This window comes from Roseobacter sp. HKCCD7870 (assembly GCF_037830315.1).
GTDB lineage: Bacteria > Pseudomonadota > Alphaproteobacteria > Rhodobacterales > Rhodobacteraceae > M30B80.
In genome coordinates this window covers 502,997-523,655 of sequence record NZ_JBBLYO010000001.1, presented here as the reverse complement: position 1 = coordinate 523,655, position 20,659 = coordinate 502,997, and the positions used below count along the sequence as shown (strand labels likewise).

22 protein-coding genes, 1 tRNA gene and 1 pseudogene are annotated in these 20,659 nt (G+C 56.8%); 14 read left to right on the top strand and 10 right to left on the bottom strand.

The genetic code is table 11. From position 1 onward, the window contains the following. Positions 1 to 139 precede the first annotated feature (139 nt). The 3 genes from cysS (at position 140) to AAC637_RS02715 (ending at position 3,991) form a co-directional block, all read left to right on the top strand. Positions 140 to 1,507: a cysteine--tRNA ligase gene (gene cysS, locus AAC637_RS02725; RefSeq protein ID WP_340302207.1), complete on the top strand. Its 1,368-nt coding sequence runs from the start codon at positions 140 to 142 to the stop codon at positions 1,505 to 1,507. A gap of 88 nt (positions 1,508 to 1,595) precedes the next feature. Next, on the top strand, positions 1,596 to 3,218 hold the full coding sequence (gene cimA / locus AAC637_RS02720) for a citramalate synthase (protein WP_340302206.1): 1,623 nt from the start codon (positions 1,596 to 1,598) through the stop codon (positions 3,216 to 3,218). Then, the gene (locus AAC637_RS02715; protein WP_340302205.1) at positions 3,215 to 3,991 is read left to right on the top strand and encodes a squalene/phytoene synthase family protein; all 777 of its coding nucleotides are present in this window, start codon (positions 3,215 to 3,217) and stop codon (positions 3,989 to 3,991) included. Before cimA ends, AAC637_RS02715 begins: the two co-directional genes overlap by 4 nt. Here AAC637_RS02715 and AAC637_RS02710 read toward each other — a convergent pair. Beyond that, entirely contained in the window at positions 3,964 to 5,211 is a 1,248-nt protein-coding gene (locus tag AAC637_RS02710; RefSeq protein ID WP_340302204.1) for an MFS transporter, read from the bottom strand. The two genes, AAC637_RS02715 and AAC637_RS02710, sit on opposite strands and share 28 nt — an antisense overlap. Positions 5,212 to 5,311: 100 nt before the next feature. Here AAC637_RS02710 and AAC637_RS02705 point away from each other — a divergent pair, with 100 nt between their 5' ends. The 5 genes from AAC637_RS02705 to AAC637_RS02685 all read left to right on the top strand — a co-directional run bounded on the left by AAC637_RS02705 (position 5,312) and on the right by AAC637_RS02685 (position 8,349). Then, the gene (locus tag AAC637_RS02705; protein ID WP_340302203.1) at positions 5,312 to 5,938 is read left to right on the top strand and encodes a DNA-3-methyladenine glycosylase family protein; all 627 of its coding nucleotides are present in this window, start codon (positions 5,312 to 5,314) and stop codon (positions 5,936 to 5,938) included. Further along, a complete protein-coding gene (locus tag AAC637_RS02700) occupies positions 5,935 to 6,606 on the top strand; it encodes an alpha/beta hydrolase (RefSeq protein WP_340302202.1) in 672 nt (223 codons plus the stop codon). Before AAC637_RS02705 ends, AAC637_RS02700 begins: the two co-directional genes overlap by 4 nt. A gap of 187 nt (positions 6,607 to 6,793) precedes the next feature. After that, entirely contained in the window at positions 6,794 to 7,378 is a 585-nt protein-coding gene (locus AAC637_RS02695; protein WP_317654532.1) for an HNH endonuclease, read from the top strand. A 9-nt stretch (positions 7,379 to 7,387) separates the two neighbouring features. After that, positions 7,388 to 8,227 (top strand): YdcF family protein, encoded by an 840-nt coding sequence (locus AAC637_RS02690; RefSeq protein WP_340302201.1) that lies wholly within the window; start codon positions 7,388 to 7,390, stop codon positions 8,225 to 8,227. A gap of 37 nt (positions 8,228 to 8,264) precedes the next feature. Further along, positions 8,265 to 8,349 (top strand) — tRNA-Leu (locus tag AAC637_RS02685). Positions 8,350 to 8,364: 15 nt separating this feature from the next. Here AAC637_RS02685 and AAC637_RS02680 read toward each other — a convergent pair. Further along, the gene (locus tag AAC637_RS02680) at positions 8,365 to 9,051 is read right to left on the bottom strand and encodes a haloacid dehalogenase type II (protein ID WP_340302200.1); all 687 of its coding nucleotides are present in this window, start codon (positions 9,049 to 9,051) and stop codon (positions 8,365 to 8,367) included. Between the two features lie 616 nt (positions 9,052 to 9,667). Here AAC637_RS02680 and AAC637_RS02675 point away from each other — a divergent pair. Next, the gene (locus AAC637_RS02675; protein ID WP_340302199.1) at positions 9,668 to 10,270 is read left to right on the top strand and encodes a Hint domain-containing protein; all 603 of its coding nucleotides are present in this window, start codon (positions 9,668 to 9,670) and stop codon (positions 10,268 to 10,270) included. Here the strand turns inward: AAC637_RS02675 and AAC637_RS02670 are convergent. The 5 genes from AAC637_RS02670 to AAC637_RS02650 are packed head-to-tail and all read right to left on the bottom strand — an operon-like array spanning position 10,267 to position 14,832. Beyond that, positions 10,267 to 10,875 (bottom strand): nucleotidyltransferase family protein, encoded by a 609-nt coding sequence (locus AAC637_RS02670; protein ID WP_340302198.1) that lies wholly within the window; start codon positions 10,873 to 10,875, stop codon positions 10,267 to 10,269. The genes AAC637_RS02675 and AAC637_RS02670 overlap by 4 nt on opposite strands. Further along, positions 10,868 to 12,169 (bottom strand): HlyC/CorC family transporter, encoded by a 1,302-nt coding sequence (locus tag AAC637_RS02665; protein WP_340302197.1) that lies wholly within the window; start codon positions 12,167 to 12,169, stop codon positions 10,868 to 10,870. The genes AAC637_RS02670 and AAC637_RS02665 overlap by 8 nt, the downstream gene beginning before the upstream one ends. Positions 12,170 to 12,177: 8 nt before the next feature. Then, positions 12,178 to 13,128, bottom strand: coding sequence for a tyrosine recombinase (locus AAC637_RS02660; RefSeq protein ID WP_340302196.1), 951 nt, complete (start codon positions 13,126 to 13,128; stop codon positions 12,178 to 12,180). Between the two features lie 12 nt (positions 13,129 to 13,140). Next, the gene (locus tag AAC637_RS02655) at positions 13,141 to 14,691 is read right to left on the bottom strand and encodes a hypothetical protein (protein ID WP_340302195.1); all 1,551 of its coding nucleotides are present in this window, start codon (positions 14,689 to 14,691) and stop codon (positions 13,141 to 13,143) included. A 6-nt stretch (positions 14,692 to 14,697) separates the two neighbouring features. Continuing rightward, positions 14,698 to 14,832 carry a hypothetical protein gene (locus AAC637_RS02650; protein WP_317654546.1) on the bottom strand — a complete coding sequence of 45 codons (135 nt, stop codon included), beginning with the start codon at positions 14,830 to 14,832 and terminating at the stop codon, positions 14,698 to 14,700. Positions 14,833 to 15,000: 168 nt separating this feature from the next. Here AAC637_RS02650 and AAC637_RS02645 point away from each other — a divergent pair, with 168 nt between their 5' ends. Together AAC637_RS02645 and aroB are read left to right on the top strand one after the other, a co-directional pair. Next, on the top strand, positions 15,001 to 15,582 hold the full coding sequence (locus AAC637_RS02645; RefSeq protein ID WP_445322703.1) for a shikimate kinase: 582 nt from the start codon (positions 15,001 to 15,003) through the stop codon (positions 15,580 to 15,582). After that, positions 15,579 to 16,694, top strand: a complete 1,116-nt coding sequence (gene aroB / locus AAC637_RS02640; protein WP_340302193.1) for a 3-dehydroquinate synthase — start codon at positions 15,579 to 15,581, stop codon at positions 16,692 to 16,694. Before AAC637_RS02645 ends, aroB begins: the two co-directional genes overlap by 4 nt. Here aroB and gpt read toward each other — a convergent pair. From gpt to fabI, 3 genes are read right to left on the bottom strand one after another with little or no spacing between them, the layout of a single operon-like run. After that, the gene (gene gpt / locus AAC637_RS02635) at positions 16,691 to 17,209 is read right to left on the bottom strand and encodes a xanthine phosphoribosyltransferase (protein WP_317654549.1); all 519 of its coding nucleotides are present in this window, start codon (positions 17,207 to 17,209) and stop codon (positions 16,691 to 16,693) included. The two genes, aroB and gpt, sit on opposite strands and share 4 nt — an antisense overlap. Positions 17,210 to 17,228: 19 nt before the next feature. After that, the gene (locus tag AAC637_RS02630) at positions 17,229 to 17,849 is read right to left on the bottom strand and encodes a LysE family translocator (protein WP_340302192.1); all 621 of its coding nucleotides are present in this window, start codon (positions 17,847 to 17,849) and stop codon (positions 17,229 to 17,231) included. A 7-nt stretch (positions 17,850 to 17,856) separates the two neighbouring features. Next, a complete protein-coding gene (gene fabI, locus AAC637_RS02625) occupies positions 17,857 to 18,672 on the bottom strand; it encodes an enoyl-ACP reductase FabI (RefSeq protein ID WP_317654552.1) in 816 nt (271 codons plus the stop codon). Between the two features lie 153 nt (positions 18,673 to 18,825). On the opposite strand from fabI, the gene pdxH reads away from it, so the two are divergent. The 3 genes and pseudogenes from pdxH (at position 18,826) to AAC637_RS02610 (ending at position 20,648) form a co-directional block, all read left to right on the top strand. Then, positions 18,826 to 19,437, top strand: a complete 612-nt coding sequence (pdxH, locus tag AAC637_RS02620) for a pyridoxamine 5'-phosphate oxidase (protein ID WP_340302191.1) — start codon at positions 18,826 to 18,828, stop codon at positions 19,435 to 19,437. Positions 19,438 to 19,657: 220 nt separating this feature from the next. Continuing rightward, positions 19,658 to 20,185: pseudogene (locus AAC637_RS02615) on the top strand (cold-shock protein). A gap of 19 nt (positions 20,186 to 20,204) precedes the next feature. Next, entirely contained in the window at positions 20,205 to 20,648 is a 444-nt protein-coding gene (locus AAC637_RS02610; protein ID WP_340302190.1) for a DUF192 domain-containing protein, read from the top strand. Positions 20,649 to 20,659: the final 11 nt, after the last annotated feature.

Genomic DNA, 20,659 nt, shown 5'->3' with positions numbered 1-20,659 from the left:
CCGAGGGTTGGGTCGCGCTGACGGGAAGGGGCGCGCGAAGGGTTATTTTCAATTCCAAAACAACCTGATAGGGCAATGGCGCTAATTCTGCTGTGGCCGCAGTGCCGCGTCAGGCTCAGGGAGAGGGGCAATCTAAGCGATGGGTGAGATCAAGCTTCGCAATTCTATGACGCGCAAAATCGAGGTTTTCACCGCGATTGATCCAACGAATCTGCGCCTCTATGTTTGCGGGCCAACTGTCTATGACCGCGCCCATCTGGGAAATGCCCGCCCTGCGATTGTGTTTGATGTGCTGTATCGGCTGCTGTGCCATGTCTACGGCAAAGATCATGTCACCTATGTGCGCAATTTCACCGATGTGGATGACAAGATCAACGCGAAGGCCCGTGAAACAGGGCGCGCGATTGGCGAGATCACCGAGGAAACCATCGGTTGGTATCACGCGGATATGGATGCCATCGGCGTAAGCCGCCCCACCCATGAGCCGCGCGCGACCGAATATATCCCGCAGATGATCGCGATGATCGAAGGCCTGATCGCCAAGGGTCACGCCTATGCGGCTGAAGGGCATGTGCTGTTTTCTGTTGCCTCTTATCCCGACTATGGCCGCCTGTCAGGGCGCACAGTCGAGGATATGATCGCAGGCGCGCGGGTCGAGGTGGCCCCCTATAAGCGCGATGCGATGGATTTCGTGCTGTGGAAACCATCTGATGCGGACACGCCCGGATGGGACAGCCCGTGGGGGAATGGCCGTCCGGGGTGGCATATTGAATGTTCGGCCATGAGCCACGAATTGCTGGGGCCGCATTTCGATATTCATGGCGGCGGCAATGATCTGATGTTCCCGCATCATGAGAACGAGATCGCGCAAAGCTGCTGCGCCCATCAAGGCGCGGGCTTTGCCAATATTTGGATGCATAATGAAATGCTGCAGGTCGAGGGTAAGAAAATGTCCAAATCCTTGGGCAATTTCTTCACCGTGCGCGATTTGCTGGATCAGGGCGTGCCGGGCGAGGTGATCCGCTTCGTGATGCTGTCCACGCATTATTCGAAGCCTATGGATTGGACAGCGAAGAAGGCGGCGGAGGCGGAGAAGACGTTGCGCAAATGGTATGCTCAGGCCGCTGATGCGCCGCAGGCCCCTGTGCCTGACGCGATGCTTGCGGCGCTGTTTGATGATTTGAACACACCCCTTGCGATTACGGCCTTGCATCAGATTTCGCAGTCTGGGGATGCTGCATCCTTGCGTGAGGGCCTCTCGATTTTGGGTCTAGCCTCTGTCGGGGTGCCTGATTGGGCAGCCTCCCCCGATGTTGATCTATCGGCATTGGAGGCGCAGTTGTTTGCCGCGCGTCAGACTGCAATGGAGACAAAAGATTTCGCGCCTGTCGATACCCTGAAATCTGCCCTGACCGATGCGGGGGTCGAGGTGCGGATGAGTAAGGAGGGGGTCGAGTTGATCCCAACCGCGAATTTTGACCCGTTGAAATTGGAAGGTCTGTTGTGAGTGGCCTTTGGAACAGAACTGCGCCCGCCCCGTGGGGGGCGGTGCGGGTGCTGCCTGCGCTTTGCGCGGGCAATATAAGGGGGGCAACATGACCCGCGACCGAATCTATCTCTACGACACCACCTTGCGGGACGGGCAGCAGACCCAAGGGGTGCAATTCTCTACCCAAGACAAGTTGCGCATCGCGGCGATGCTCGATGATCTGGGTGTGGATTATATCGAAGGGGGCTGGCCCGGCGCCAACCCCACTGACAGTGCCTTTTTCGAAGCGGCCCCTGAGACCCGTGCAACCATGGCGGCCTTTGGTATGACCAAACGCGCAGGCCGCTCTGCCGCGAATGATGATGTTCTGGCGGGCGTGATGAATGCGGGCACGGCTGCGGTTTGTCTGGTGGGCAAAACCCATGATTTCCATGTGACCGAGGCGCTTGGGATCAGCCTTGAAGAGAACCTTGAAAATATTCGCGCCTCCATCGCCCATCTCGTAGCCGCAGGGCGCGAGGCGATGTTTGATGCAGAACATTTCTTTGATGGCTATAAGGCCAACCCAGATTATGCATTGGCCGCCATTCACGCGGCGCACGATGCGGGGGCGCGGTGGATCGTTCTGTGCGATACGAATGGCGGCACTTTGCCTGATGAGATTGGCCAGATCACGCGGGCGGTAATCGCCTCTGGCGTGGCGGGGGATCGTTTGGGCATTCACACCCATAATGACACCGAAACCGCCGTTGCGGGCAGTTTGGCCGCGATAGATGCGGGCGCGCGCCATGTTCAAGGCACGCTCAATGGTTTGGGCGAGCGCTGCGGCAATGCCAATCTGACAACGCTGATTGCGACCCTGCTTCTGAAAGACCCCTATTGCAGCCAACATGAAATTGGCGTCAGCGAAGCGGGGTTGAAAAACCTGACCCGTGCCTCGCGCTTGTTGGATGAAATTCTCAACCGCGTGCCACAGCGCCAAGCCCCCTATGTGGGCAGCTCCGCCTTTGCGCATAAGGCGGGTTTGCATGCTTCGGCAATCCTGAAAAACCCCACCACTTATGAACATATCCAGCCCGAGTTGGTCGGAAATGCGCGGGTGATACCGATGTCCAACCAAGCGGGGCAATCCAATCTGCGCCGCCGCCTGAGCGAGGCGGGGATTATGGTGGATGATGGTGACCCCGCGCTTGGCCAAATCCTAGAGGAGATCAAAGCGCGCGAGGCGGCAGGGTATTCCTATGACACCGCCCAAGCGAGTTTCGAATTGCTTGCGCGGCGCGCCCTTGGCCAGATGCCCCGCTTTTTTGAGGTCAAACGCTATCGCGTGACTGTTGAGCGGCGCAAAAACAAATATGACAAGATGGTCAGCCTTTCCGAGGCGGTCGTGGTTGTGAAAATTGGCGATCAGAAAATGTTGTCAGTCTCTGAAAGCATGGATGAGACAGGATCAGATCGCGGGCCCGTAAATGCGCTCTCCAAAGCCTTGGCCAAGGATTTGGGGCCGTATCAAAGCTATATCGACACGATCCGTCTGGTTGATTTCAAAGTGCGGATCACCCAAGGGGGCACCGAGGCGGTTACGCGTGTCATCATTGACAGCGAAGATGATACAGGGCGGCGTTGGTCGACTGTGGGCGTTTCTGCGAATATCGTGGATGCGAGTTTCGAGGCGCTTTTGGATGCAGTGCATTGGAAACTGATCCAAGACGGGGCGCCTGCATCATGAGCCAAGATTTGGCGCGGCTTGCAGGCGTGATCGAGCGTGGCGATCCCGAGCGGTTCTTGGCCGTGATGGCCGCGCCGCCCGATCTGCGCGCCCGTCTTTTTGCAATTTATGCGGTAAATTTGGAAATTGCGCGCGCGCCCTATGCCTCGCCTGAGCCATTGGTGGCACAGATGCGTTTGCAATTTTGGGCGGATCTGGCCGATGCATTGCAGGCGCGGCGAGCCTTGCCTGCGCATGAATGGGCGGCCCCTTTGGCGGCCAGTTTGCCCGCGCGCGATGCAGGGCTTTTGTCCGATCTTGTGGCGGCACGGATGCGCGACACCACCAAGGATGGCTTCGCAGATGAGGCCGCGTTCAGCGCCTATATCGAGGCCACGGGGGCAGGGCTTTTGTGGATGGCTGCGCGCAGTTTGGGGGCGCAGGACATGTTCGAGCCTGCCATTCGTGCGATAGGTTGGGCCATGGGGTTGGCCAATTATCTGCGCGCGATCCCCGCGCTTGAGGAAAAGGGGCGTGCCCCTTTGCATGATGGTCGCCCGTCCACTGTGGCCCATTTGGCGCGAATGGGGCTTGGTAAATTGCGCGCCGCGCGCATAGAGCGGGGAATGATCCCCGCCCATGTGACGCCCGCGTTATACGCGGCATGGCTGGCAGAGCCTATTTTGAAAAAGGCGGCTGCTCATCCTGCCCTTGTCGCGCAAGGCGGGCTAGAGCCATCAGAGGCAGGTAAGCGTCTGCGCCTTGCCTATGTTTCCCTGACAGGGCGCTGGTAGGGTAAGGCGGCGGCCTCATCAGCAGGGCGCAGCACAAGCCAGATTAGGGCAGCGCCTGCGAGGGCCAAAAACGGGATCATTGCGATATTGACCGCATTCCACCCTGCAAGGGTGGTTTCCCCCAAAGACATCAGAACCCCTGATGACAGTGATGCAAGGGTGACGCAGCCAAAGACCAGAAAATCATTCAAGCCCTGCACGCGCCCTCGCTCATGGGCAGGATGGGCTTGGGTCAGCATGGCGGTTGCGCCGATAAACCCAAAATTCCAACCAATGCCCAAAAGAACAAGCGCGATGAAGAAATTCGTCAATTCAACGCCCATTAAGGCCACTACGCCCGCAAGTGCGAGTAAGAATAGGCCAAGCGCCACAACCCGCACCGAACCAAACCGCGCGATGACATGGCCCGTGAAAAACGAGGGCGCATACATCGCGATCACATGGGCCGAGACGATATCTGCGGCGGTTCCGGTTGGAAATCCGCATCCGACAACGGCCAAAGGGGTCGATGTCATCATCAAATTCATCAAAGCGTAGGAAACCATGCTGCAGATAATCGCAACGGCGATTTTCGGGTCGCGCAGCAATTCGCGGCGACTGCGGGCCTGCGGCGCATCCGCACTTGGGGCTTTGGGGGGTGGCACATCGAGGAAGAAGAACAAGGTGACACCGATGAGATTGATCAAAACCACAGAAAGGTAAGTGCCCAGAAAGGGCACAACAGTGGCATCGGAGGTGAATTTGACCAATTGCGGCCCGATCAATGCCGACAGAAGGCCGCCCGCCATGACGTAGGAAATGGCGCGCGGGCGAAAATCGTCCGAGGCGCTATCTGCTGCGGCAAAGCGGTAAAACCCATGCGCCGACATATAAATGCCCGTCAGATAGGAGCCGATTAGGAAGACCGCGAAATTGTCGAGATAGAGGCCCAAACTGGCAATGCCCGCCCCTAACGCCCCGCCAAGCGCGCCAACAAAGAACCCAACCCGCCGTCCATATTTCTGCATGAGCGCCGACAACCATGGTGCAGTGGTCATCGAGCCAAAGACGATCAAAGAAATCGGGATTGTGGCCAATGCGGGGCTTGGTGCGATCATCAGGCCCGCAAGCCCGCCCACCACAAAGATCATCGGCATTTGCGCGCCAAGGAAGGCCTGCGCAAGGATCAAAACGAAAACATTGCGTTTGGCGGCGCGATCATCGATTTGAGCAGTGGTCATGGGATATATTCATTCTTTGGCACATATGGCCACAGGGCTAGGCCTTTCTGCGCATCAGGTCTAGGGTGGAATGCAAGATTTTGCTGCGACAGGTTGAACAATGGATCAGGCTTATCATCTCAAAGACGAAAATTTGCTGTCTGATGGGTTGGCCGCCCTGTGCCAGATTGAACCTGCTTTTGCCCGTGTTGATCCTGCCCGCGTCACCTTGCGATCAAGAGAGGCGGGGTTTGTGGCCCTCGCCAAGGCGATTATCTCGCAGCAAGTTTCAGTGGCCAGTGCGAATGCGATCACCGCGCGTCTTGCCGATGCGGGAATGTTACAGCCAGATGCGGTTTTGGCGGCATCCGAGGCCGATTTGCGCGCGCTTGGCCTCAGCCGTCAAAAGGCAGGGTATATGCGCGCTTTGGCCGAGGCGCAGATTGATTATGCGCCGCTGCACAGCCAAAGCACCGATGAGGTGGTGGCCGCTTTGACCGCTGTCAAAGGGATTGGCCGTTGGACGGCAGAAATTTACGCGATGTTTGCCCTTGGCCATTCCGATGCCTTCGCCGCGGGTGATTTGGCCCTGCAAGAGGCAGCGCGCGTTTTGTTTGATCTGCCGCAGCGGCCAGATGAGCGGCGCTTGCGCGCCATGGCGGCGCCTTGGTCGCCGCATCGGGCCATTGCCGCGCGGGCGCTCTGGGGCTACTACCACATGGTCAAAGAACGTGAGGGGGTCGCATGACGCGCGCATTGGATTACAAAAGCAGCGAGCCGCAGTCAGGCTATATCGCCCGCGCGGTGATTTTCGTCCATGGCTATGGCGCGGATGGGGCTGATCTTTTGGGATTGGCCGATCCGATGGCCCCACATCTGCCTGACACAATTTTTATCGCCCCTAATGCGCCAGAGGCCTGTTCGGTTAATCCGATGGGGTATCAATGGTTCCCGATCCCGTGGATTGATGGCTCATCCGAGGAGGATGCGCGTTCAGGGCTTGTGCGGGCCTTTGATGATTTCAACGCGTTTTTGGAACAGGTAATGGAAGAGAATAACCTGACACCGCGCGATGTAGCCTTGGTTGGGTTTTCGCAAGGCACGATGTTGAGCTTACATGTCGCGCCGCGCATGGAAGATAGCCTGCGCGCAGTGGTTGGGTTTTCGGGCCGTTTGTTGGAGCCAGAACGCCTGAAAGAGGAGGCGGAGTGTCGTCCGCCCGTATTGCTGATCCATGGCGATCAAGATGATGTTGTCCCCCCACAAGCCTTGCCCGAGGCCGCAGAGGCGCTGCAAGAAGCAGGCTGGCGCGAGGTTTATGCCCATATCATGCGGGGCACAGGGCATGGGATTGCGCCTGATGGGTTGCAGGTTTGTCTGGCCTTTTTGCGCGATAAATTTGGGCTGGAAGATTAGACGCACGGGGTGGGTGCCTCCAATGTCACAAAAGTGACGTTCAGTTTCGTTACCCTTGGGATTGTGACCACATAGATGAAGGGGCTTGCCAGATCGCAATGCCCATATATAGTGGGACTAATGCTGGAGCGGGGCTCCCGCTCTGGTGCTTGAGGCGCAGGCAAACAGAGCGGAGACGGAGTCACTCATGGATGGCGATTTCAGGACGGAATTTACGCGCGAACCCGCATCGCTAAAGCAACATCCTGCTTTGGTGCTGAACGCGGATTACCGCCCCCTTTCTTATTATCCTTTATCCCTTTGGCCGTGGCAGGAAGCGGTCAAGGCGGTGTGGTTGGATCGGGTAGATATCGTGGCTGAGTATGACACCTTCGTTCATTCGCCAACGACCAAGATCAAAATCCCCTCTGTGGTTGTTCTCAAAGATTATGTGAAACCTCAAAAGCGCGTGGCCTTTACGCGCTTTAATCTTTTTTTACGGGATCAATTTTCTTGCCAATATTGCGGCTCGCGCGGGGATTTGACCTTTGATCACGTTGTGCCGCGCGCGCGAGGGGGCGTTACATCTTGGGAAAATGTTGTGGCGGCCTGTGGTCGGTGTAACCTGCGCAAAGGGGCAAAAAGCCTGCGTCAGGCGGGTATGAGCCTGCGCCAAGCCCCGCGTCAACCGGGGGCGGAGGAGCTGCGCAATCTGGGCCGAAAATTTCCACCCAATTATCTGCATGAAAGTTGGTTGGATTTCCTGTATTGGGATGCAGAACTCGAAGCGTGAAAGGCTGAGATGGGAGAAGACCTTTTTTACCTCGCGTCTAAACTGATGCGGTTCGCGCTCTATGTTGAGTTATGGCCACATATCTTGGGGGCGCTTGGGGTGCTGGCGCTGCTTATGCGGTGGCGGCGTGCTGCGCTTTGGTTCTGGCTCTTATCGCTTGGCTTTGTGGGGTTTGTGATGGCAGCGCCTGTGGATCGTTGGATTGCAGGGCCGCTTGAGGCGCGTTTTATAGCCAATCCTGATCTGACAGGGGCGCGCGGTGTTTTGCTGATGACGGGGGCCGAGAATCCGGATCGCACCGCCCACACGGGCCTCGTCAATACGGGCGAGGCGGCGGATCGTATTTTGGCGACCATTGCCTTGGCCCATGCCCTGCCGAATGTGCCCGTGATTGTGGCAGGTGGGCAGGGGCGGCTTGATCTTCAAGGCCATTCTTTGAGTGAGGCTGAAGTCAGCGCAAGGGCCATTCGTGAGGCGGGGATTGCAGCTGAGCGCCTCACCCTCGAATCGCAAAGTCGCAATTCAGCCGAGTCAGCGGTGAATGCCGCCGCGATTGCCCGTGAGATCACCCCCGATTTGGCTAATCAGAATTGGATCATCGTGACATCGGCGATGCATATGCCGCGCGCGATCTCTAGCTTTTGTGCGGCGGGGTGGCGCAGTTTGATCCCTTATCCCGTGGATCATAGTCCGATGGCGGATCAGTGGTTTTCTGGGGAATATCGCGATAAGGTCGCGGTTATGCGGCGCGCATTGCATGAGCGGGTCGGGGCTTTGGTCTATCGCTTTACAGGGCGCGCGGTAAGCGAAGATCAAACTTTCGCACTTGGCTGCGTGTTGACCCGTTGACGCGCCCACGCGCGCGGTATAGGACGCTTCGCACAGAGCCCGAGTGGCGGAATTGGTAGACGCAGTGGATTCAAAATCCACCGCCTAACGGCTTGCCGGTTCGAGTCCGGCCTCGGGTACCAAGCTCTGTTTTTCTCTTATCCCCAACGCGCAATGAACTGATCCGTCAGATCGGTCATATCGCGCGCGATGATGTCGGGTTGCGGTATATCCGCAATCGGCAAGGGCGCATTGCCTGTGCGATGCAAAAACGCGCCGCGATAGCCGCAGGCCTGTGCGCCGATCGTATCCCAGATATGGCAGGCAATCATACACAACTGAGCAGGGGCAAGGTTCAGCGAAGTGGCAAGATGTTCGTAAACCGCGGGGGCGGGTTTGAAGGCTGCAACCTCGGCCACGCTGAAATTTCCGTCAAAAAAGCGGTCTAGCCCCGCGCGAAACAGGGCCGATTCTACGCCAAGGGGCGAGTTGGTCAGTGTGACCAACCGAAAACCCGCCGCACGCAAGCGCGTCAATCCTGCCTCAACATCCCTATGGGGCGGAATATGGGTCAGGGCATGGCCAAGCGCCGCTGTATCATCCTTGTGAACAGCGATGCCTTTTACTGTGGCCAGCATTGTAAAGACCGCCATGCCCAGTTCACCAAACGGGCGGTAGTGACCCGCGAATGTCAGGGTTTGCGAATAAAGGATCAATTCAGAAAACCAGACCCGCATCATGGCCGCATCGCCAAAGGCGCGGGCAAACACAGGTTCAAGCGTGGTCAGGTCAAGCAATGTTTCATTGACGTCAAAGACCAGGGTCGGGCGGTCAGTGGTGTGCATGGGGCCTCACAAAGCGGGAAGGGGCGCAATCAGCCTAGCGCGTGATCTGCGCCATGGCAAAACCAAGTCAGTCTTCGATGTTTTGCGTGTGAGGGGCCCCGTCAAACTTGTCCCATGTGAGAAACATTCTGTTTCTCTTCAGCCACGTTGGGGGAATGCGGGGCTGAATATCGTGGCAACACTTGGGATTTGGGGGCTGCTCTCAATGTCGCCTAGGGGAAGCCACATTGGGAGCAGCGGGGTATTAGGGGTGCCTTTATGTTTAGGGTTTTATGGCTATTGACACCAGTTGTCGAAAGTATGGGTTTGGTTATCCTTTGCTGCATCTTCACGCTTTCCCACCCGTTGCAGGCGGCGTCTTGGTTTTGCAGCCAGACTGTCCTAGGTGGGGCGAAGAGGTGTAAAAAATGTGTAAATATTTTATATTAATAATATATACAAGTATTGGCCATACGGAATCGTGGGCATGGATTTCAAATGGTCATGAAAGCGCCGCAAGAGCGCCCTAGAATCGCAGCAATTGAGGCAGAGAACAGGCATATGGCCGTCAAAATTTGGCGCCTCGGCTGAGTCTAAGCCGTGCCATCGAGTTAGTAATGAATTTTGGAGTAAAAAAATGACAGCACAGCCCCAATCCTATTTTGATGCAGAAGACGCGCATACTGCCGTAACGCCCTGCTTTACGCCGGGCACGATGATTGCCACGTTGCGTGGCGAACGCGCGGTGGAGACATTGCAGCAGGGGGATAAAATCGTCACCCGTGACAATGTTGTGCAAGAAATTGCTTGGATTGGTGGACGTGTTTTGGGGCGTACAAATATGCAGCGCGCCGCAAGCTTACGCCCCGTCCTTTTGCGTGCGGGCTGTTTGGGAGATGGACTACCCGTGCGTGATATGTTGGTTTCGCCCAGTCACCGCATTTTGTTGACGCCTGAACATCCCGCCGCATTGGCGGTCGATACGGTGCGGGTGAATTACATCCATATCATGTTCGAGCATCATCAAATCGTGATGTCTGACAGCATTTGGACAGAAAGCTTTCACGCAGAAACCAAAACATTGCGGGGCATGGATGCGGCGCAGCGGCGTGAGATCTTGTTTCTCTTCCCGGAGTTAGAGACAGAAGAAGGCCAAAGCGCGCAGGCAAGCGCCGCCCGCCCGATTGTTGATTATGCGTCCGATATTCGGACGGATCGGATGATGCGCAATATTATCTAAGCCCGCGATTTGCGCCACGCCGCCCAATCTTCGGGCGTATCGAGGTCTGTTGTCGCGCGGGTTTCGGGCAGGGGGATGTGTACAACGCGCGCCCCATGTTGCTCTAGCACCGCGCGCGCGCCCTGATCCCCTGTCACTTGGGCAAGTTCGGGCAGAAGATCGCGGGGAAAGACAATTGGATGTCCTGCGCGGCCTTTATTGTCAGCCGCGCGCAAAATGGCATCTGGATGCATTTGTGCGAAGGTGAGCATCAGATACAGGTCATGTGCGGTCAGATCGGGCAGATCTGCCAACAGGATCATCACCGCGCAGTCAAGCCCCGCAATCCCTGCTTTCAAACTGTCACTCATGTCGCGCCCTGCGGGCAGGTGGATGATCTCGATATCCGTGAAATTCCTCAGTTCTGCGGCGCGGTCTGTTTGACCCTCAGCCAGAACCACACGCACCGCAGATGCACCCGCCTTGCGTGCCCGCGCCACCATGAGGCGCAGCAAGGCCTGGCCATCGACATCTTCCAACAACTTGTCGCGGCCCCGCATGCGGCTTGACCTGCCTGCAGCGAGAACCACGATTGCGGGCGCTTTATGCGGGATCGGATCAGCCAAGTTTGCGAATTTTGATCTGGGTGAGACGGTTGTTCTCACGGGCCACCACCTCAAAGCGGAAGCCATGAAAGGAAAATGCCTGACCGATGACAGGAATTGTTTGCGCCTCGTGGATCACCAACCCTGCCACAGTGTTGGCCTCTTCATCGGGAAGGCTCCAATCTGTGGCACGGTTGAAATCACGAATGGTCATCGCCCCATCAATCAAGAAATGCCCATCGGGGCCAGGTTTCAATTGCGGCGCTTCATCCACATCAAATTCATCGGTGATTTCACCCACAATCTCCTCAAGGATATCTTCAAGCGTGATCAAGCCGCGCAAAGCGCCGTATTCGTCCACCACCAACGCGAAATGCGTTTTGCGGCGCAGGAATTGGCGCATCTGTTCGTCCAATGTGGTGGTGTCAGGCACGAAATAGGGTTTCATGGCCACATCGGTGATACGGAAATTTTCGATCCCCTTCGCGTTTTCGCCGCGCGTCAGCCCATCCATGGCGCGCAGCAAATCCTTTGCATGGATCACGCCAATGATATTTTCCGTCTCGCCGCGATAGACGGGCAGGCGGGTATGGGGGGATTGCAAGGCTTGGCTCAAGATTTCCTCAGGTGTGGCATCAGCATTGATCATTTCGATCTTCGAGCGATGCAACATGATTTCCTCAACCATCCGCTCGTGCAAATCTAGCGCGCCAAGCAAGCGGTCGCGATGTTCTTTTTCCACCGCCCCTTCGGAATGGCCCAGCGTGATCGCACCTGCGATTTCCTCGCGCGCGGATAGGATTTTACTGTCAGGGTCGGTTTGCACGCCAAAGAGGCGCAAGACCCCGCGCACCAAAATCCGCACCGCGCCCACAATCGGCGAAAACAGGAAAATCACCACCGCAATCACGGGGGAGACGCGGGCGGCGGTCTCTTCGGCATTGGTGATGGCATAGGTTTTGGGCAGCACTTCGGCAAAGATCAAAACCAACAGGGTCATGACAAGCGTGGCAAGCGCCACGCCCGATTCCCCAAACAGGCGCGTGAACAGGGCGGTCGCCAAAGAAGCAGCCAAGATATTGACCACATTATTGCCCAATAGAACCGATCCGATCAGCCGCTCGCTGTCTTCGGTCATGCGCAAGGCGCGCTCAGCCCCCTTTGAGCCCCGATCCGCCTGTGCGCGCAATTTCCCGCGCGAGGCTGCGGTCAATGCCGTTTCAGAACCTGAGAAAAACGCAGACAGCACCAAAAGCCCCATAATCGAGGCGGCGCTTATCCAAAGGGCAGAATCAAACGAAATCGTTTCAGTCATGGGGCCTATCAATTTTCAGTCGAGGCAGATGTCTGATCCGCCAAAGGGTGACGTTCGAGCACGAGGGCTTTTAACCGCTCATCTAAGATATGGGTATAGATTTCGGTCGTTGCGATATCCGCGTGACCCAAAAGGGCCTGAATGCTGCGTAAATCTGCGCCACCGGCCAATAGATGGGTGGCAAATGCATGGCGCATGCGATGGGGGGTCACAGATAGCGGTGGCACGCCTGCATCACGGGCGATTTCCTTGATCAGCGTGTAAAACCGCACCCGCGTCATGTGGCCTTCTTTGCTGCGGCTGGGGAACAGGTAGCGCGAGGGTTTTGCCCCCCCCTCGCGTGTTGCGAGGTCTTCCAATGCATCGCGGCGAGCAAGCCAGGATTGCAACGCCAAACGCGCGGATTGCGTCAGTGGCAGCATCCGTTCCTTGCTGCCTTTGCCCTTGATCAAGATCAGCTTGGGGTCACCCCGCACGGCGGCCACGGGCAGGGTGACAAGCTCGCTTACGCGCATCCCTGTCGCGTATAAAATTTGCATCATGCAATGGTTGCGCAACCGATCATCGGCACTGCGCCCATGGATTTCAGCCTGTGCCAAAAGCCGATCCACGGCCTCATGGCTGAGGGTTTTGGGCAAAGATTTCTCGCGCGCGGGCCCCTTGATTTTGAGGCTTGGGTGATCGTTGCGCAGGCCTTCCTCAAACAGAAATCGACACATTTGTTTCAGCGCAGACAATCGCCGCGCGCGCGTGGCGCGTGACAGCCCCCGAACCTCTAGATCGGCAAGATAGGTTTCGATCCCATCTCGCGTGACGCTGAGGAAATCTGCGCCGTGATCGGTGAAAAATGCCCGCGCATCGTCCAAATCACGGGCGTAAGCCAAGAGCGTGTTTTGCGCAGCGTTCAACTCGGCTGCTTGCGCCTCAAGGAATTGGGTGATCAATCTTTGATCTGTCATGATCGGGCGCTCTTATCCGTTTCTATCGGGCAGGAGATATAGCTGAAGTGCCGCGCGCCGCGCGCTGTCTTCTAGACCCAAATAGCGCAAGACCCGCAATGCATCTGAGAGATCGTCTAAATCTGCACCATCCCCTGATAGGGTGAGGGCCGCGATCAACAGCGCCTCTCCCGCGCGATTGCCTGTAATCAGAGGCGCATAGCGGTCAGGCAGCGCAATTTCGTCAAACCCCGCCGCAAGGGCCATAACCCGTGGGCTTGCCGTTGCGGGCAAATTTGGCATCTGCCCGCGCGCCACGGCAAAGGCCACCGCCTCATCTGCGGATTGCGGCACGGCGCGCAGAGCAAGGCTTTCGTAATTGCGGGAGAGAAGTTCGATTTTTCGGGCGAGGATCGCCGCCTCACCCACCAACGGCTGGCGGCCAAGCGGGTCGGCGTAAAGCTGTGCAAAAGCGGGTAAAAGACCCGTGGGGCCAAGGGCATCAACCACGCGGCCAAGGCTGCGGGCAATGGCCGCCACATCACCCGCAAGGAGGCTTGCATCAAATTCCTGAACGGCCGCAACGCGCTCCCATATCCCGCCCGAGGCGGAGGGGCGGCGCGAGGTGGCAATGGCCAACCATTGGCTTGGCTCAATCGCGCCTGCGCGCAACAGGCGTTCTGCGGCATCAAGCTGTGCGCGCCACCCCGCCTGCGGGGCGAGGTCGGCATGGGCAAAGGCCAAAGGTAGCCCAAGTGAGGAGGGGCGTTCTGCAATGGCCGCGCGCATCACATAGCGCAGCGGTGTTATATCGGGGTCTAGGGGCAAGGGCGGCTCCCCCTCAAATAGCTCGGGATCAAGGAAGCGCGCGATCAAATCCGCCTCATCTTCGGTGATGAACCCCAAGGCAACGCCCGTGCCCATTGAGAGCGCCGCCGCTGACCAATCGCCTGAACGGGCCAAGCAAAAAATCCGTGCGGGATATGTTGGTGCGATATCAGGGCTTGCGCGCATCGCGGCGCAGGCACGATCTGCTTGCCCTAAAAGAAGCGAGACATCGAACCAGCGCCGAAATACCTCGCCGTCTTCTACGCCTGCGCGCTCAATCAATGCGCGTGCAGGCTCAAGCGCGCCGCGCGCCAAGAGCATATCAATCCGCGCCAAAAACAGATCATCCGCCGCAGCATCAGTGCCCCCAAGAGGGGGGTCAAGCTCGGACAGGGCCAAACGCTCGGTTAAATCCAAAATGGCGGGCGGCCCTGTCATCGGCAAGCGGCGAAACAGGCCTGCAAGCTCGGCACTGTCAGATTGGCCCCAAAGCCCACTGGGAAAGCCCGTAACCCGCGCGGGCAAAAGCCCCACGGCGTTGCGCGTAATTGGCCCTATCGGCATCACGCGGATATCTTCGGTGACAATTTCTGCGGCAACATCGGGGCTGCGCGGCGCAATCGTGTCGGAAAGCCAAGTGGGCGCAATATCCTGCGGTGACATTTGCGGTGTTTGTGCCGCCAGTGGCAGCGCAGGCAAAAGCCAAATCAGACCCGCCACAAGCCCCCAAAATGTTCCGCCCCTCAGCCTGCGCATGATCTGTTACTCGAGCGGGATCGAGATTGTGTCGCGCAATTCTACTGTCTCGGGCTGCATCAGACCCGAATAGCCATAACCCAACAGGCCAACAGCAGTGAGCAGGATTAAAATCACCAATCCCATGAACAGTTTAACCATATTTCTCGTGCCTCTGCCTTCTGCGCTTATTCGCGCGCGGTTGCTTGCTTGCGTGTCTGCCCCCCAACGCGTATTGCGTGGAATAATAGACGATCTTGCGCCAATATAGGGGAGTTCGCGCAGAATTTCTTGGGGGAATTTTGCGGAATCTTCGCAAATGCATAAAGGATGCACAGGGTGAACGGGCAAACACGGGCTGAAACCGCCTATAATTTGCACAAAACCGTGGTTTTGGTCGGGATGCCAGGCTCGGGCAAAACCGCTGTCGGGCGGGCCTTGTCCGCACGGCTTAGGGTTGAGTTGCGCGATTCTGATACCGAAATTGTTGAAAGCGCACAGATGAGCATCGCCGAGATTTTCGAACGCTTCGGTGAGCCGTTTTTCCGTGACCGCGAAAGCAAAGTCATCGCACGGCTTCTGACGGGTGCGCCTGCAGTTCTGTCTACCGGCGGGGGCGCGTGGCTGTCGCCTGAAAACCGCGATTCGATTTCGGCGCAAGCGGCGGTCTTGTGGTTGGATGCCGATATTGAGCTTTTGTGGTCGCGGGTGCGCCACAAAACCACGCGGCCGCTGCTACATGGGCCTGATCCGCGTGGCAAGCTTGAGGCCTTGATGGTGGCGCGCCGCCCTGCCTATGAGCAGGCTGAATTGCGCCTTGAAATCGCGCATGACTGGTCGATTGAGGATACGACCGATCATGTGCTGCGTTTGCTTCACGCTCATAATGTCTTGTCGGAGGCCGCAATATGACATCCACGGTGCGGGTAAATCTGGACAGTCGCAGCTATGATGTGGTGATCGGCTCTGGTCTGATTGCGCAGGCGGCAACCCATCTTGCGCCTTTGTTGCGGCGTCCAAAAGTTTGGATCGTGACCGAAGATCGGGTGGCACCCTTGCATATGGCCCATCTTGAGGCGGCCTTGACCGCAGGCGGGATTGCTGCGCGCGCGCTGACCTTGCCTGCGGGTGAGGGCACAAAATCATGGCACCATCTGATGCAGACCGTTGAATGGCTGCTCGATGAAAAGGTTGAGCGGGGCGATATCGTGATCGCGCTTGGCGGCGGTGTGATCGGGGATCTCGTTGGTTTTGCGGCTGCGATCCTGCGCCGTGGCGTGCGCTTTGTGCAGATGCCAAGCTCGCTTCTGGCGCAGGTCGACAGTTCGGTTGGTGGCAAAACGGGCATCAACACGCGGCACGGCAAAAACCTCGTTGGTGCCTTTCACCAACCGAGCCTTGTTTTGGCGGATATTGATCTTTTGTCCACGTTGGCCCCGCGTGACTTTCTGGCGGGTTATGGCGAGGTGGTGAAATATGGCTTGCTTGGCGATGCCGCGTTTTTCGACTGGCTTGAGGAAAACGCCCTCGCCATGGCCGCAGGTGATTTGGCCTTGCGCGAAGAGGCGGTGCGTTGGTCAGTTCAGATGAAGGCCGATATCGTGGCCCGCGATGAGACAGAGCAGGGGGATCGCGCACTTCTCAATTTGGGCCATACCTTCTGCCATGCGCTTGAAGCGGCCACGGGATATTCTGATCGCCTGTTGCATGGCGAGGGGGTGGCGATTGGGTGCGCCCTTGCGGCAGAATTATCGGCGCGCTTGGGGTTGTGCCCGCAGGAGGAGCCATCCCGCATCCGCGCGCATCTGGCCGAGATGGGCATGAAGTGCGATTTGGCGGATATTGAGGGCGATTTGCCCGATGCAGACGCGCTGCTTGCGCTGATGGCGCAAGATAAAAAGGTGCTTGAAGGGCAGCTGCGCTTTATCTTGATGCGCGGCATTGGCACATCCTTTGTGACTTCGGATGTGCCGCCTGATGCCGTTAAAACACTGTTAAATGAGGTGCTTAGCGCGCGCAATTAATCCTTGCCGCGATAAGGCTCGACATATTGCAGGGCCATATCCCATGGAAAGAAAATCCATGTATCTTGGCTGACACCTGTGATGAATGTGTCGACCATAGGCTCGCCCTTGGGTTTGGCATAGGTCGTTGCAAAATGCGCCTTGGGGTAGAGCTTGCGCACCAGTTCAAGGGTTTTTCCTGTATCGACCAAATCATCCACGATCAGGACGCCCTCACCATCCCCCATCATGTCGACATCTGGGCTTTTGAGCACCTCTGCCTCGCGGCGCTGATCAGCCTTGCCGCCGCCTGAATGGTAGGATTTGACGCTGATCGTATCCACTGTGCGGATATCTAATTCGCGCGCCACAATCATTGCAGGTGCCATGCCGCCGCGTGTGATGGCAACCACCGCTCGCCATGACCCATCAGGCCCAGGCCCGCGTTTGTCTAAGCGCCACGCAAGCGCGCGCGCATCGCGGTGCAATTGATCCCACGAGACATGAAAGCCTTTCTCATGTGGCAAACGATCCATGGCACTGTTTCTCCTTTGATCAACCAAGGGCAAGCTTGGCACCCATAAGTGCCAGAAGCCCACCAAATATACGCTCAATCACGGGTTTGAAACCCAAATAGGCACGCCGTGGCCCCGATAGCGAGAAAATACGCGCAACAATCAGGTTCCAGCCTGCGTCATTTACAAAGATCATGCCCAACACCACCGCATAGACCCAGTGATCTGGATTGGTGGGCAGGAAGGTGAGAAAGATGTTGCCGAAAAACACGGCGAGCTTGGGATTGGCAAGCTGTGTGGCTATGCCAAGCCAGATCAATTTCACCGCTGATTTTGGCGCCTCATCCGCGGGGATTGGCGTGACCTCAAAGGGCAGGGCGGCGTTGCGCCATACCTTAAGAGCCAAGTAAAAGAGATATCCCGCCCCAACCAGTTTTAACCCCAAAAGCACGGCAGGGGCGTGTTCGAACAGAATCGCAAGGCCAAAAATTGCGGCTACGGCCCACAAGCAGGCCCCAATGCCAAAACCAATGGCGAGGAAAATTGCGCGATCAAACCCATCGCGCGCTGCGCTGCGGGCCGCCAAAAGTGTTGTGGGGCCGGGGCTCATAGCGGCGGCCAGATGCACCAAATAAATCGCGAAAAAGGCCGCGACTGTCATGGCGACCCTAGTCCTTGCGTCCCGTCACGACATCAATATCAGGTGCATCCACCGCTTTCATGCCCACCACGTGATATCCTGCATCAACGTGCAAATTCTCGCCCGTCACACCAGAGGCGAGATCAGACAGCAGGTAAAGCGCGGATTTGCCCACATCCTCGATAGAGACATTGCGGCGCAGCGGCGAATTCAGCTCGTTCCACTTTAAAATATAGCGGAAATCGCCAATGCCCGAGGCGGCCAAGGTTTTGATCGGCCCTGCGGAAATAGCATTCACACGGATATTCTGTTTGCCCAGATCTTCGGCCAGATACATCACGGACGCTTCAAGCGCGGCTTTCGCGACCCCCATGACGTTGTAATGCGGCATCACCTGTTCCGCGCCATAATAGGTCAGGGTCAGCGCCGAGCCGCCATTGGTCATCAGTTTTTCGGCGCGCTGCATCACGGCGGTGAAAGAATAGACCGAAATATTCATCGTCATCTCGAAATTCGCGGCGCTTGTGTCCACATAGCGGCCACGCAATTCGTTTTTGTCGGAAAATCCAATGGCGTGAACGATGAAATCGAGACTGCCCCATTTGTCTTTGAGGGACTCAAAAACTGCATCTAGGCTGTCATTATCGGTCACATCGCACGGCAGCACCACATCGGAACCCAGTTCCGCCGCCAAAGGTTGAACCCGCTTGAGCAGTTGTTCGCCTTGATATGAAAACGCCAGTTCGGCGCCATGCTCTGCAAGGGCTTTTGCAATCCCCCACGCGATGGATTTGTCATTTGCAAGGCCCATAATCAGCCCGCGCTTGCCAGTCATAATCCCCATGCCGCCCTCAATCCTTGTCGCTATTGTTGGGTTAGGAAGGGTTTAGACCTTTGGGGTCACAGCTTCAAGATGTCCCGTCAGACTTGAAGGGGGGGCGGGTGCGCTCTAGGTTTAGACGCGGCAGAAATGCCGCAATAATAAATGAGGCATAGCATGACCGATCGCACCGGAATTTTTGCAGGGAATGATCCATTTGCCATTGCGCGCGCATGGATGAAGGAGGCTGAAAAAAGCGAACTCAACGATCCTGATGCGATTGCCTTGGCCACGGTAGACGCGCAAGGCCTGCCCAATGTGCGCATGGTTTTGCTGCGTCAAATTGAAGATGACGCTTTCGTCTTTTTCACCAATTACGACAGCAAAAAGGGCCAAGAGATCAGCGCGAGTGGCAAGGCGGCCTTTGTGCTGCATTGGAAATCCTTGCGCCGTCAGATTCGGGTGCGGGGAATGGTGACCCGTGAGGATGGGGCGCAGGCAGATGATTATTTCGCCTCACGCTCTCTGAAAAGCAGGCTTGGGGCATGGGCCTCGCGTCAATCACAGCCCTTGGATAGTCGCGCCTCATTGATGGCGGATGTTGCTAAAATCACCGTTGAGAAAGGCCCAAACCCACCGCGGCCCCCATTTTGGGGCGGTTTTCGCATCAGACCTGTTGAGATTGAATTTTGGGCCGATGGTGCATTTCGTCTGCATGATCGGTTTCGGTGGACGCGTGATCTCGAGGCAGATGCATCGAATTGGACAGTGCAGAGGTTAAACCCTTAAATTGCGCGAGGCTATGACGTTTCTTGCTGAGAAACGCATCGATTGCTCAATCAAGAAATACTCAAGTTGATTACATTTGGGGGGTGATTTTGCATAAATCACCAATAATTATCTTTTTTCGACATAAATTTTAATTTCGTCTTGCAGATATATTCGCTTCGGGCCAAACCCTTAGGCAGGGACGGATGGGCTTAGGCCCGAAGACATAGGATGCACCACAATGACGGAAGTCGATCGCTACATGGGGGTGGCGGTTCGTGGCAAGGTGAAATGGTTTGATGCCACCAAAGGGTATGGATTTATCCTTGCAGATGACGGTTGCCCAGACATTTTGTTGCACGCGAATGTATTGAGAAATTTTGGCCAAAGCTCGATTGCATAGAATGCATATGTCGAGGTGGTCGTGAATTACACAGACCGCGGTGCGCAAGCGCAGGAGGTGTTGTCACTGACACCACCAAGCGAGCAAGAGGTGGATTTTCACCCGCGTATTGATATACCGCAGACAGATGCACCTTTCGTCGCGGCGCGGGTGAAATGGTTTGACAAGGCAAAGGGGTTTGACTTTGCGAATGAATTTGGCATTGCCGATGACATATTTATCCATGTCGAGATTTTGCGCCGCTTTGGCTTTGCCGATTTGCAGTCTGGCGAGGCGCTTGCCGTTCGCATTGTCGATGGCCTGCGCGGTAAGATGGCCGCAGAGGTGCGCGCGTGGGATTATGTGCAGCACGAGAATTTGGATTAACACGGCGGCGGCCCTTGGGGTGGCTTTCAGTGGGATATCAGCGCAGGCAGCCTGCCGTCCCGAACGGGTCGAGATCAAAGGTGATTTCGGGACGGCACGCTTTACAGTGGAAATCGCAGACGAGCCGCAAGAGCGCGCAGTCGGTTTGATGACTCGCCCCGCAATGCCGCGTATGGCGGGGATGTTATTCATCTACGAGCGTCCGCAGCCCGCCAGCTTTTGGATGGAAAACACGCTGATCCCGCTTGATATGCTGTTCATCGATTCGCGCGGGCAGGTGGTTCACATTCATGAAAACGCGATTCCCCTTGATCGTACGCCAATCCGTGGCGGTGATGAGATTCTCGCAGTGCTTGAAATCAATGGTGGCATGTCAGAAATGCTGAATTTGCAGGTCGGCGCGGTGATCCGCCACCCGCAAATGCCGCAACAGGGTGCTTTGTGGCCCTGCGAAGTTCAATAGAAGTGCATGAG